The 12713-nt window shown below is 70.5% G+C and carries 8 protein-coding genes; 2 read left to right on the top strand and 6 right to left on the bottom strand.

The annotated features are described in order from the left end of the window. Nucleotides 1-524: 524 nt before the first annotated feature. The 6 genes from AC067A_RS33630 to AC067A_RS33605 all read right to left on the bottom strand — a co-directional run bounded on the left by AC067A_RS33630 (nt 525) and on the right by AC067A_RS33605 (nt 9075). Complete coding sequence (locus AC067A_RS33630) at nt 525-1103, bottom strand: hypothetical protein (RefSeq protein WP_479246889.1); 579 nt, start codon at nt 1101-1103, stop codon at nt 525-527. Continuing rightward, entirely contained in the window at nt 1100-1996 is an 897-nt protein-coding gene (locus AC067A_RS33625) for a carbohydrate ABC transporter permease (protein ID WP_479246887.1), read from the bottom strand. The genes AC067A_RS33630 and AC067A_RS33625 overlap by 4 nt, the downstream gene beginning before the upstream one ends. Next, entirely contained in the window at nt 1993-3003 is a 1011-nt protein-coding gene (locus AC067A_RS33620) for a carbohydrate ABC transporter permease (protein WP_479246886.1), read from the bottom strand. The genes AC067A_RS33625 and AC067A_RS33620 overlap by 4 nt, the downstream gene beginning before the upstream one ends. Then, a complete protein-coding gene (locus AC067A_RS33615) occupies nt 3003-4286 on the bottom strand; it encodes an ABC transporter substrate-binding protein (RefSeq protein ID WP_479246885.1) in 1284 nt (427 codons plus the stop codon). Before AC067A_RS33615 ends, AC067A_RS33620 begins: the two co-directional genes overlap by 1 nt. 160 nt (nt 4287-4446) lie before the next feature. Next, entirely contained in the window at nt 4447-5970 is a 1524-nt protein-coding gene (gene arfA / locus AC067A_RS33610) for an arabinosylfuranosidase ArfA (RefSeq protein WP_479246883.1), read from the bottom strand. A gap of 195 nt (nt 5971-6165) precedes the next feature. Next, on the bottom strand, nt 6166-9075 hold the full coding sequence (locus tag AC067A_RS33605) for a glycoside hydrolase family 48 protein (protein ID WP_479246881.1): 2910 nt from the start codon (nt 9073-9075) through the stop codon (nt 6166-6168). 275 nt (nt 9076-9350) lie between these two features. Between AC067A_RS33605 and AC067A_RS33600 the strand changes: the two genes are divergently transcribed. Then, nucleotides 9351-10889 carry a cellulase family glycosylhydrolase gene (locus AC067A_RS33600; RefSeq protein ID WP_479246879.1) on the top strand — a complete coding sequence of 513 codons (1539 nt, stop codon included), beginning with the start codon at nt 9351-9353 and terminating at the stop codon, nt 10887-10889. 16 nt (nt 10890-10905) lie between these two features. Next, nucleotides 10906-12657: a glycoside hydrolase family 6 protein gene (locus tag AC067A_RS33595; protein ID WP_479246877.1), complete on the top strand. Its 1752-nt coding sequence runs from the start codon at nt 10906-10908 to the stop codon at nt 12655-12657. Nucleotides 12658-12713: the final 56 nt, after the last annotated feature.

Raw genomic sequence — 12713 nt, 5'->3', positions numbered from 1 at the left:
CGCTGGGCGGGACGGGTGGGCACACGGGACGGCGCCCTCGGCGGCGCCTCCGCCCCTCGCGCCTGGACCCGCACCGAGTTGTGCACCGAGCACTGGGTGCGGGTTCGGGCGCGGAAGCCTGGGCCCGGCACGGGGCGCCGTCCGTTGTGCCCACCCGTTCCGCCCCAGCGGAACGATTGCCCACAACGGGGGTGGGCGGAGGCGCGGGGGTGGGCACCGCACCAGCGGAACGATTGCCCACAACGGGGGCGAGGGGGTTGCGGGTGGGCACCGCCCCAGCGGAACGAGGGCCACAACGCGCGGGACGCGGGGGGCCGACCCGGCGGAACGATCGCGCACGACGGGGTGGGCGCGGGGGTGGGCACCGCCCGGAGGGACGACGGCCCACGACGCAGGGGCGCGGGTGCAGCCCGGGGGTGGGCGCGGCACCGGCGGAACGGTGGCCCGCAACGGGGTCGGTGGGGCCGGCCCCGGCGGCACGGGGGCTCGCACAGGGCGCGGTCCACGAGGCGGGGGCGCGGAGGTCACGCGGCCGGGCGGTGTTCGGTCGCGAGGGTGGCGGCGACGAGGACGCCGAGGGCCGGCGCCGCCAGCGGGGCGGAGAACCAGGCGGACGCGGCGATCACCGCGAGGCCGCAGACGAGGAGGAGGGAGCCCGCCGGGTCGCGGAGGGTGCGGCGGGCGGCGGGGCCGAGGAGGGTCCGCCAGCGCAGGCCGGGGCGCCAGGCCGTGGCGGCGCGGAGGACGGCGACCGTCAGCCAGAGCGCCGCGAGGACGGCGAGGGCCCCGGTCGGGGGCCCGCCGGGCACGGGCAGCGCTCGTACGAGGGCGAGGTCGGCGCCCACCAGGGCGAGCGCGGCCGTGTAGCCGAGGCCCGTCGACCAGCCTCCGCCCCGGAGGGCGGCGCGCAGGTCGGCGGCGAAGTACCGCACGCCCGCCGGGTGGTCTCCGGTCGAGCGCCGCAGGTGTGCCGCGCCGGCGGCGAGCGCGGCGGGCAGCGTCACCAGCGGCAGTGCGGCGAGGGCGATCCACACGCCGGTGAGGAGGCACTCGGCGAAGACTCCGAAGCGGGCGAGGAGGTGGCCCCGCGGGCGGGCGCTCATCCCTTGAGTCCGGAGGTGGCCATGCCGTCGATGAGGTAGCGCTGGAAGGCGAGGAAGAAGGCGATCACCGGCAGCAGGGCCACGAGCGACATCGCGATCATGCCGCCGTAGTTGGCGACGCCGTCCTGGTCGACGAACATCTTCAGGCCGAGCGAGACCGTGTACTTCTCGGGTTCGTTGAGGTAGATCAGCGGGCCCATGAAGTCGTTCCAGGCGTTGATGAACGTGAAGATCGCGCTGGTGATGAGCGCGGGCCTGCACAGCGGCAGCACGATGGACCAGTAGGTCCGCAGGTGCCCGCAGCCGTCGAGGCGGGCCGCCTCGTCCAGCTCCTTCGGCAGCCCGCGCATGAACTGGAGCATCAGGAAGACGAAGAAGGCGTCCGTGGCGAGGTACTTGCCGAGCAGCAACGGCGTGTAGGTGTTGATCAGTTCGAGCTTCTGGAAGAGCACGTACTGCGGGATGAGCAGCACGTGGTACGGCAGGAGCAGGGTGCCGATCATCAGGGTGAAGAGCAGCCCGCGTCCGGCGAAGCCGATCTTGGCGAAGGCGTAGGCCGCCAGCGAGCTGGAGAGGACCACGCCGATCACCGAACCGACGGCGAGGAAGAGGGAGTTGCCGAAGAAGGTGGAGATGGGGATGTCTGCGATGCCGTCGGCGAGCCGCCGGTAGTTCTCGGTGACGGGGTGGGTGGGGAGGAGGTCCAGGCTGCCGACGATCTCGTCGTTCGGTTTGAAGGAGCCGCCGATCACCCACACCACCGGGTAGAGGATGACGGCGAGGACGGCGAGGGCGCCGAGGTGCCAGGCGAGGGATCCCGCCGTGCGCCGAGTCCTGTTCGGTGGGGTGGTCTCCGCTCCGGTCCCGGTGGCGGCACGTGTCGCGAGGCTCATCGGGCCCCTTCCTCGTAGTGCACCCAGCGGCGCTGGGACCAGAAAAGGACCGCCGTGACCAGCCCGACGGCGAGCAGCAGCATCCAGGCCATCGCCGACGCCAGGCCCATCCGGCTGTTCTCGAAGCCCTGGATGTAGAGGTAGCAGGTGTAGACGAGCGTGCCGTCGGCCGGCCCGCAGGCGTTGCCCTGGCTGCCGATGATGTAGGCGGAGCCGAAGATCTGGAAGGAGTGGATGGTCTCCAGGAGCACGTTGAAGAAGAGCACCGGGGAGATCATCGGCAGGGTGATGTGCCAGAACCGGCTCCACGGGCTCGCCCCGTCGACCTGCGCCGCCTCGTACAGCTCGCGCGGCACCTGCTTGAGCCCGGCGAGGAAGATGACCATCGGGGCGCCGAACTGCCAGACGGTCAGGGCGACCAGGGCGTAGATGATCCGGTCGGGGTCGCCGATCCAGCCTCCGGGGTCCAGGCCGAGGAGCTGCTGGCCGCGGTCGACGGCGGCGCCGTCGGAGAAGAGGGCACGCCAGACGATGGCGATCGAGACGCTGGCGCCGATGAGCGAGGGCGCGTAGAACGCGGCCCGGTAGAAGCCCTGGCCGCGCCTGCTCTGGTTGAGGAGCAGGGCGACGCCGAGGGCTGCGGCCAGTTTCAGCGGGGTGCCGATCAGCACGTACCAGCCGGTGACCTCGACCGAGGTGCGCCAGCGGGGGTCGCCGAACATCTCGGTGAAGTTGTCGAGGCCGATCCACTTCGGGGCGTCGAAGAGGTTGTAGTCGGTGAAGGCGAAGTAGAGCGAGGCGACCATGGGCCCCGCGGTGAGCAGGAGGAAGCCGGCGATCCAGGGGGACATGAAGAGGTAGCCGGCGAGGTTCTCGCGGCGGGCCCTGTTGGTGCGGGTGCGGCCGGGCGGGCGTCCGTCGCCGGCCGGGGGGCCCGCCGACGCGGTCTCCCCGGCGGGGCGGGTGACCGGCGTGGGGGTCGGTGCGGGGGTCACGGCGGTGTCCATCAGGAGGAGAGCGCCGTCTTGGCCTCGGCGAAGTACTGCTTCACCGCGTCCGCGACGGGCCGCTTGCCCAGGGACATCTCCTCGGCCAGCCGCAGGAACGCGGCCTCGCAGACGTCGGCGCCGGCCGGGTGCGGAGTGATCGGTTCCAGGACGCGGGACTCGACGAGCTGCTTCTCGTAGGCGGCGATCTGCTTGCCGACCTCGTCCGTGGGCACGTACGCCTGGAACTGGGCCTCGGTGGCCGGGACGCCGCGGTCGTAGCCCATGATCCTGCCGACTTCGGGGTCGTGGACCATGAAGTCGATGAACTGGGCTGCCTCCTTGGGGTGTTCGGTGCGCTTGGAGGCGCTGAGCATGAGGGAGCCGAGGTACTGGCCGGTCTTGCGGCCGTCCGTGGTGGGGATGGGGGCGAGGCCGTAGGTGCTCTTGCCCTCGGCGGTGTAGCGGACGGCGAAGTTGTCCCAGGTGAACTCGGATCCCGCGAGTTCGGCGGTGACCGCCGACTTGGGCTTGGCCTGGATGGTCTTCTTCGGGTCGGCGTAGACGCCGGACCTCACGCGCTCGTAGGCCTTGGTCCACCAGTCCGTGAGGTCCGCCTCGGTGAAGCCGAGGCCGGAGGTGGTGAAGAACGCCTTGCCCTGCTGGCGCAGGTAGAGGTCGTAGAGGTACATGATCCCGTACGGGCCGGCGTCGCCGGCCCTGCCCTGGCTCTGCTGGATCCTGGCGAGGGCGGCGTGGTACTCGTCCCAGGTCCAGCCGGGCTTCGGGGTGACGCCGGCCCTGGTGAAGACGGCCTGGTCGACGACGAGGGCCATCGAGTTGCTGCCGACGGGTACGCCGAGCAGCCTGCCGTCGACCTCGCCGAACTTCTCGAGGCCGGCCCGGAATCCGTCGAGGCGGAGGTTTCCCGCCTCGGCCTGCTCGCGCAGGTCGAGGAGGACGTTCTTCGCGTCGTACTTGCGCAGGAAGCCGATGGCGTTCTGGAAGACGTCCGGTGCGTTGCCGCCCGACGCCTGGGTGTTGAACTTCTTCCAGAAGTCGGCGTAGGGCTGGAAGTCGGTCTTGACCTTGATCTTCGGGAACTTCTTCTCGAAGAGGGCGATCGACTGGTTGATCCGCTTGGCCCGGTCGTCGGAGCCCCACCAGGTGTACCGGATGGTGACGGTGCCGTCTCCCGAGCCGGAGCCGGTGCCGCATCCCGCCGCGGTCAGGCCGAGAGCCGCAAGGGAGCTGCCGGCGACCTTCAGCAGGCTCCGACGGTCAACAGTGCCTTGAGTACGCACAGTTCGTCCTCCGCGCGTTATTAGAACGTTTCAGGAAAGCGCTTGCTGGGACAAAGTAGGGTGGGCGGCCAGCCACGTCAACGCCTCGGGCAGGATCTTTCGAAGCGCTTCGAAGCCGGCGTCGCGGGCCCCGTGATGAAAGGATTCAACAATGGGCCCGTCAGGCCAGCCGGATGACGTTCCACGACATGGGTTCGAGGACGGCCCGCAGCACCCCGTCCACCAGCTCCGCACCCGCCACGGGGTGCGGCACGACCCGCTCCGGCTCGTCCAGGGTGTTGCGGGCCTCGGGGTCCTCGTCGGCGAGCGCGCTGTGCTCGACGACCCGGCCCAGACCGAACCCCCGCAGGGTCACCTCCAGCGGCAGGGGCGCGTTCCGGCCACGGTTCACCGCGAACACCGTCACCCCGCCGTCCTCGCCGCGCACGGCCGTGGCATGCAGCAGCGGGACGTCCCCGTACCGCTCCGTGGGGTACGTCGGCGAGGCCACGCGCACGTCCAGGACGGTCCCGCGGCCGTGCCGGGAGGCCTGCGCGAAGGGGAAGAAGGTGGTCTGGCGCCAGGCGGGGCCGCCGGGCTCGGTCATGATCGGGGCGATCACGTTGACGAGCTGGGCGAGGCAGGCCACCGCGATCCGGTCCGCGTGCCGCAGCAGCGCGATCACCAGGGTGCCGAAGACGACGGCGTCGGTGACCGTGTACACGTCCTCCAGCAGGCGCGGGGCCTCCTGCCAGTCCTCGAAGGGATGGGGGTTGGGCCGCCGCTGGTACCAGACGTTCCACTCGTCGAAGGAGAGGGTCAGCCGCTTCGGCGACTTGAGCCGGGCGCCCACGTGGTCGCAGGTGGCGATCACCTCCTCGACGAACGCCTCCATGTGGACGGCGGAGGCCAGGAAGGAGTCGCGGTCCCCGTCGACCTCCTCGTAGTAGGCGTGCAGCGAGACGTGGTCGACCACCTCGTACGTCTCCGCCAGGACGGTGGCCTCCCAGGCGGCGAAGGTCGGCAGGTCCCGGGCGGAGCTGCCGCAGGCGACGAGTTCGAGTCCCGGGTCGATTCCACGCAGGGCGCGGGCGGTCTGCGCGGCCAGCCGGCCGTACTCCTCGGCGGTCTTCTGGCCGGTCTGCCAGGTGCCGTCCATCTCGTTGCCGAGGCACCAGAGCCGGATGCCGAACGGGTCCTTGTCGCCGTGCGCGATCCGGCGGTCGGAGAGTGCGGTGCCGCCGGGGTGGTTGGCGTACTCGACGAGGTCCATGGCCTCCGCGATGCCGCGGGTGCCGAGGTTCACCGCCATCATCGGCTCGGCCTGCGGGCCGAGTTTCCGCAGGAAGGCCATGAACTCGGCCAGGCCGAACCGGTTGCTCTCGGTGGAGCGCCAGGCGACGTCGAGCCGCCGGGGCCGCTCGTCGACCGGGCCGACGCCGTCCTCCCAGCGGTAGCCGGAGACGAAGTTTCCGCCGGGGTAGCGCACGGCGGTCACACCCAGCTCGCGGACCAGCTCCAGGACGTCCGCCCGCAGTCCGTCCTCGTCGGCGGCGGGATGGCCGGGCTCGTGGATGCCGGTGTAGACGCAGCGCCCGAGGTGCTCGACGAACGAGCCGTAGAGGCGCGGATCGACGGGGCCGACGGTGAAGTCGGGATCGAGGGTGAAACGAGCGGTGCGGGTGGTGCGTTCGGTCCGGGACACAGGGTTCCCTCTCGTTCGATGTGTTCGAAATTTCGACCAGCGGTCGTATGTCCGAACGCGAACGTAGGAGCGGGAGTCGGGCGTCGTCAATGGATCCCCGGACGGGCGCCGGGAACGGCCGAAGGCCGGGCGGACCCCGTGGAGGGGGCCGCCCGGCCTCGTCGTACGCGGAGCCCGCTCTCGCGGGGCGGGCTGTTATTCGAGCAGCTCCGCGTACGAGCCCATGGCCAGGGCGATGTCCGCCTGGGCCCAGAACCGGTGGTAGGTGAAGACGGGGGCGGCGCCGCCCGCCAGGTAGGCCTCGATCTTGGGCCAGGCCGGGTCGTCCTCGTAGAAGGAGCGGATCGAGGCGAAGGTGGACGAGGAGTTCACGGCGTCGCCGTTCGGCATGACGCCGGTCCAGCCGGTCGGCACGTAGACCGGGTCGTCGAAGCGGTTGTAGTCGGCGCGGGTCTCCGGGACGGCGATGCCCAGTGGGTCCTGGTGGTGGTTCCACATGCCGTCGAGGAGGGCCTTGGCGACGCGCTTGGCCTCGGCGTGGCCGGACTTGGCCGCGTAGTAGGTGAGGGTCTTGGCGTAGGCGGCGGCCACGCCGACGTCGTCGGTGTAGTCGGCGACGGTGACGTGCAGGCCCGCGTTGGCCCCGGGGTTCGCCGCGTTCCAGGTGTCGGGCGCGCCGGACCACTGGAGGGTGGAGGGGACGCGGTAGGTGCCGTCCGGGTTGATCGTGGTCTTGGACAGCGCCCAGGAGACCCACTTGTCGAGGACGGTCTTCGCCTCGGCGTCACCGGTCTGCTGGTAGTACTCCGCGACCCGCTCCATGGACCAGGCCTGGAAGCCGAACCACTGGTTGGACGCGGGGTCGTGGTAGACGGGCTTCTCGTCGTAGTACATGCCGTGGAAGGTGGGGGTGCCGGCCGGCGGGGTGGCGTAGCGGCCCTGCCAGCTGTTGGTGGCGCCGCCCGCGATGGCGCCCTCGTTCGACTGGAGCCAGCGGTAGAACTCCAGCTGCCGGTCGAGGCTGGTCGCCCAGTCCGCGGCGCCCGTCGCCGACTTGGGCTTCAGCGGGGCGTAGGTGCTGAGCGCGTAGGCGGCGAGCGGGTTCTGGTAGCCGCCGTGGGCGTGGCTGGAGCCGATCCGCCAGGACCAGCCGGCGGAGGTGTCGGTGGCGCCGCCCCAGGCGTAGTACCAGGACATCAGGTAGTGCGCGCTGTCCTTGCCGGTGCCTGCGGGGCAGGCGGTGGGGCCGACGCAGTCGCCGACCTTCTTGAAGTACTTGTCGAACATCGCGTACCGCAGGTAGTCGCCCATCTTGGCGGCCTTGCCGACGGTCGTGCTGACCTGTCCGCCCTTGCCCTGCTGCTTGGCCCAGAGGTCGGCCCAGTAGACGGCCTGGACGGCGCGGGCGTCGGCGTCGGGGGCGTTGGTGTACTTCCACTGTTTGGCGTACGAGGCGTCCCCGGTGAAGAGGTCCAGGTAGCCGTTCTTGCCGCCGTAGGCGAACCTGTCGCAGGTGGGGTGGGTGACGGTCTCCCAGACGGACTCCTGGGGGCCGCGCTGGAAGGTGTTGATGTACGAGGGGCCGGTCGCCGTCGGTCCGGCGGAGCACTTCCCGGGCTCGTTGCCGAAGCCGTAGACGTTGTCGACGTCCTGGATCCAGTGCATGCCGTAGATGTCGTCGGTGCCGTAGGCGCTCTTGAGTTCGGCGGCGATCGGGTCGGAGCCCGAGGTCACGCCGGAGTCGAGCTTCGCCGGGTACTGCGAGGGGAGGTCCCACTCGGGGGCGTACGTCGCCGGCTTGGAGGCGTTGTAGGAGGAGGAGGTGGGCTGGTCGGCGTGGGTGGGGATCATGAATTTCTCCATGGTGTCCCAGGCGCCGTTGAACTTGGTCCAGTCGCCGGTGATCTTGCCGTACATGGCCTGGAGCCAGATGAGGTAGCTGTACGCCTCCGAGGTCGTCTCGTGCCCGTGGTCGGGTGCCTCGACGATCAGGGTCTCGACGGAGTGGTACGGGATGCCCTCGGGTGAGAAGTAGCCGTTGGCCGGGTTGGTGATCTTCCCGTGCAGGTCGAGGAAGCGGGCGTCGTACGTGGAGTCCGCGGCCAGCTGGGCCACGGTGACCTCGGCCTTGGCGTGGCCGGGGGCGGTCGCGGCGAAGACGGCGGAGCCGGTGCCGGTGGCCGCGGCCGCGACGGTCACCTTCTGGGCGGTGTTCCAGTTCGCCGGGGTGAAGGTGAGGGTCGCCGGGGTCGCGGTGAGGTTGGTGTTGCCCGAGGTGCGGGCGACGCTCACCGTGACGTTCGCGGTCGGGGCGGTGGACAGCTTCAGGTCGAAGGTGCCCGTGGCGCCCTGGCGTACGCCGAGCTGGGTCGGGGAGGCGACCAGCGCGGGTCCCGCGGCGACGGTGATGCCGACGGGCGCCGACTCGGCGGAGGCGCCGAGGCTGTCGTAGGCCTTGGCGTAGAGGGAGTGGGCGCCGGTGGCGAGGCCGGTCGCGCTGTGGGTGAAGGGCGCGGTGGTGTCGGTGCCGAGGAGCGTGGTGTCGCTGTAGAACTCCACCTTGCTCACGGTGGCGCTGTCGGCCGCCGCGGCGGTGGCGGCGAGCGGCACCGCGTCGCCCGCGGTGTAGACGGCGCCCGCGGTGGGGCTGGTCAGGACGGCGACGGGCGGCTGGTGGGCCCCGGTGCAGGAGGTGCCGTTGACCGCGAAGGCGGTCGGGGCGGCGTTGGTCCCGCTGTAGGTGAACTGGGCGCCGGTGGTGGTGGCGGCGCCCGCGGCGAGGGTGCCGTTCCAGGACGCGTTGGTCACCGTGACGTTCTTGCCGGACTGGGACCAGACGCCGTTCCATCCGTTGGTGACCTTCTGGTCACCGGCGTAGGAGTACGTGAGGGTCCAGCCGTCGAGCGCGGTCGTCGCCCGGTTGGTCAGCGTGAGTTCGGCGGTGAAGCCGGAACCCCAGTCGTTCGTCTTGTAGTCGACGCTGCACTGGACGGCGGCGGCCTGGGCCGTGGTGGCGCCGACGGCCGTGAGGCCGAGGGGAAGCGAGAGCGCCGCGGCCAGCGCGGTCAGCTGCCGGCGTGGTCGGCGTACGGGTGGTCGTGGCATGCGGGTGGTTCTCCTCGCGGCTCGGAAGGATGGGGGTGCGAAGAGCGAGAAGGGCTTGCGGGGACAAGCCCTGAACCAGTGGGAGCGCTCCCACTGTGCAGTTGAGCCGCAACGGCGTCAAGGTGTGTGAAGAGTCGAAGGCGGATGACAGGGAAATTTACCCAACCCCTCTTTTGCTTGGCGGCAGTTGGCGCTACGGTCTGCCCGACCAGTGGGAGCGGTTCCATCCAGTCGGCACACCATCAGGGGTGTGCCCTCGCTGTGAGGACTCGCTCATGCGACATCCCCCACGTCTGTCCGCGCTGCTCGCAGGAGCGGCGCTCACGATGGCGAGCACCGCCTTCGCCGTCGTGGGTACGGCCTCCGGAGCAGCGGCCGCACCCGCCTGCACGGTGGAGTACTCGGTCGTCGGTCAGTGGGCCGGCGGCTACCAGGGTGCCGTCACCCTCACCAACAACAGCGCCGCGCTGAACGGTTGGAGCCTCGGCTTCGCTTTCCCGGCCGGCCAGGTCGTCAGTCAGGGCTGGGGCGGCAAATGGTCCCAGTCCGGGGCCTCCGTCACGGTCGTGAACGAGAGCTGGAACGCGGCGCTCGCCACGGGCGCGAAGGTCACGGGCGGTTTCATCGCCTCCTGGACCGGCACCAACACGGCCCCCACCGCGTTCACGCTCAACGGCACGCCCTGCGACACCGAAGGACCCACGCCCACCCCGACGCCGACCCCGTCGACGACGACACCCACACCGACCCCCACCGACCCGACCACACCCCCGACCTCCCCTCCCCCGACCCCCGCCTCCGGCGCGCCCGAACTCGGCGTGACCGGGAACAAGTTCACCGACCAGAACGGCGCGGTCCGCCGCCTCCTCGGCGTCAACCGCTCCGGCGGCGAGTTCATGTGCGTCCAGGGCTACGGCTTCTTCGACGGTCCCGTCGACGACGCCTCGGTCAAGGCCATCGCCGACTGGAAGGCCAACACGGTCCGCATTCCCCTCAACGAGGAGTGCTGGCTCGGCCTGGACAACATCAAGCCCGAGTACCGCGGCGCGAACTACGTCAACGCGGTCAAGGACCTGGTGGCCAAGGTGCTCGCCCACGGCATGACCCCCGTGGTCGAACTGCACTGGACCCACGGCCAGTACACCGGCAACTCGTCGGGCTGCGCCGGCGTGCACGCCTTCTGCCAGAAGCCGATGCCCGGCGCCCAGTACACCCCGGCGTTCTGGACCTCGGTGGCAAACACCTTCAAGAACGACCGGCGGGTCGTCTTCGACCTGTTCAACGAGCCCTATCCGGACCGGGCGACCTCCACCGCGGCACAGGCGTGGTCCTGCTGGCGCGACGGCGGCACCTGCCCCGGCATCGGCTACGAGGTCGCCGGCATGCAGGACCTGGTGGACGCGGTCCGCGCCACGGGAGCGAAGAACCTCGTCCTCGTCCCGGGCATCGCGTACTCCAACGACCTCAGCCAGTGGCTCACGTACGCCCCCACGGACCCGGCCGCCAATCTGGCCGCCGCCTGGCACGTCTACAACTTCAACACCTGTTCCGACGAGACGTGCTGGAACAACACCCTCGCCCCGGTAGCCGCCAAGGTTCCCCTCCTCGCGGGCGAGATCGGAGAGAACACCTGCGGACACGCGTTCATCGACCGCGTCATGAAGTGGTTCGACGACCGCGGCCTCTCGTACCTGGGCTGGACCTGGAACACCTGGAACTGCAACTCCGGTCCCGCGCTGATCACCTCGTACGACGGCACACCCACCGCATTCGGCATCGGGCTGCGCGACCACCTGCGCGACCTCACCCCCTGAAAGGAACCTCCCCCGCATGAGCCGCACCAGAAGCACCAGTCGCACCGCCCTCCTGGCGGCACTCGGCCTGATCACCGCCACCGGCGCCACCGCCACCGTCTTCGGCACCACCGCCGGCGCGGCCACCCCCGGCTGCAAGGTCGACTACCAGATCACCAACCAGTGGAACACCGGCTTCGGCGCCAACGTGACCGTCACCAACACCGGTGACCCGGTCGCCGCGTGGACCGTCGAGTGGACCTACGGCGGCAACCAGCAGGTCACCCAGGGCTGGAACGCCACCCTCACCCAGTCCGGGGCCAACGTCACCGCCAAGAACGTCTCCTACAACGGGACGCTGGCCACCGGCGGTTCCACCTCCTTCGGCTTCAACGGCTCCTACAGCGGAACCAACGCCGTACCGGCCACCTTCAAGCTGAACGGCGTCGTCTGCAACGGCGCCACCGAGCCGACGACGCCTCCCACCACGCCGCCGACCACCCCGCCCACCACTCCCCCGACCACGCCGCCGCCCGGGACCAAGGCCGACAACCCGTACGCCGGCGCCAAGGTGTACGTGAACCCGGAGTGGTCCGCCAAGGCCGCGGCCGAGCCCGGCGGCACCAAGGTCTCCAACCAGCCCACCGGCGTCTGGCTCGACCGGATCGCCGCCATCAACGGTTCGAGCACCTCGATGGGCCTGCGCGCCCACCTCGACAAGGCCCTGGAGCAGAAGGGCTCCGGCGAGCTCGTCGTCCAGCTCGTCATCTACAACCTGCCCGGCCGCGACTGTGCCGCGCTCGCCTCCAACGGCGAGCTGGGCCCGACCGAGATCAACCGCTACAAGACCGAGTACATCGACCCGATCGCCGCGATCCTCGCCGACTCCAAGTACGCGGGCCTGCGGATCGTCACCACGGTCGAGATCGACTCGCTGCCCAACCTCGTCACCAACGTCTCCGGGCGTCCGACGGCCACCGCCAACTGCGACGTCATGAAGGCCAACGGCAACTACATCACCGGCGTCGGCTACGCGCTCAAGAAGCTCGGCTCGATCGGCAACGTCTACAACTACATCGACGCCGGTCACCACGGCTGGCTGGGCTGGGACGACAACTTCGGCCCGTCCGCCGAGCTGTTCAAGCAGGCCGCCACGGCCGAGGGCTCCACGGTCTCCAACGTGCACGGCTTCATCGTCAACACCGCCAACTACAGCGCCCTGAAGGAGGACCACTTCACCATCAACGACAGCGTCAACGGCACCTCCGTGCGCCAGTCGAAGTGGGTCGACTGGAACCGCTACACCGACGAGCTGTCGTACGCCCAGGCGATGCGCGCCAAGCTGGTCTCGATCGGCTTCGAGAGCAACCTCGGCATGCTGATCGACACCTCCCGCAACGGCTGGGGCGGCACCGCCCGGCCCACCGGACCGGGAGCGCTGACCAGCGTCGACACCTACGTGAACGGCGGCCGCTACGACCGCCGCATCCACCTCGGCAACTGGTGCAACCAGTCCGGCGCGGGCCTCGGCGAGCGGCCCCAGGCGGCCCCCGCCGCGGGCATCGACGCCTACGTGTGGATGAAGCCCCCGGGCGAGTCCGACGGCGCCTCCGCGGAGATCCCGAACGACGAGGGCAAGGGCTTCGACCGGATGTGCGACCCGACGTACACGGGCAACGCCCGCAACGGGAACAGCATGTCGGGCGCGCTGCCGAACGCGCCGCTCTCCGGCAAGTGGTTCTCGGCGCAGTTCCAGGAGCTCCTGAAGAACGCCCACCCGGCGCTGTAACACCCACCGCACGGGCCCCGCGGCCGGCCGGACCCCGCAGGTCCGGCCGGCCCGGG

The organism is Streptomyces sp. NPDC043176, assembly GCF_056436715.1.
This window is presented reverse-complemented; position numbering and strand designations above follow the sequence as displayed.

Bases quoted from the DNA above. Each gene is read 5' to 3' on its own strand.
- AC067A_RS33630 (WP_479246889.1), bottom strand. From the start codon at position 1,103: ATGAGCGCCCGCCCGCGGGGCCACCTCCTCGCCCGCTTCGGAGTCTTC.
- AC067A_RS33625 (WP_479246887.1), bottom strand. From the start codon at position 1,996: ATGAGCCTCGCGACACGTGCCGCCACCGGGACCGGAGCGGAGACCACC.
- AC067A_RS33620 (WP_479246886.1), bottom strand. From the start codon at position 3,003: ATGGACACCGCCGTGACCCCCGCACCGACCCCCACGCCGGTCACCCGC.
- AC067A_RS33605 (WP_479246881.1), bottom strand. From the start codon at position 9,075: ATGCCACGACCACCCGTACGCCGACCACGCCGGCAGCTGACCGCGCTG.
- AC067A_RS33600 (WP_479246879.1), top strand. From the start codon at position 9,351: ATGCGACATCCCCCACGTCTGTCCGCGCTGCTCGCAGGAGCGGCGCTC.
- AC067A_RS33595 (WP_479246877.1), top strand. From the start codon at position 10,906: ATGAGCCGCACCAGAAGCACCAGTCGCACCGCCCTCCTGGCGGCACTC.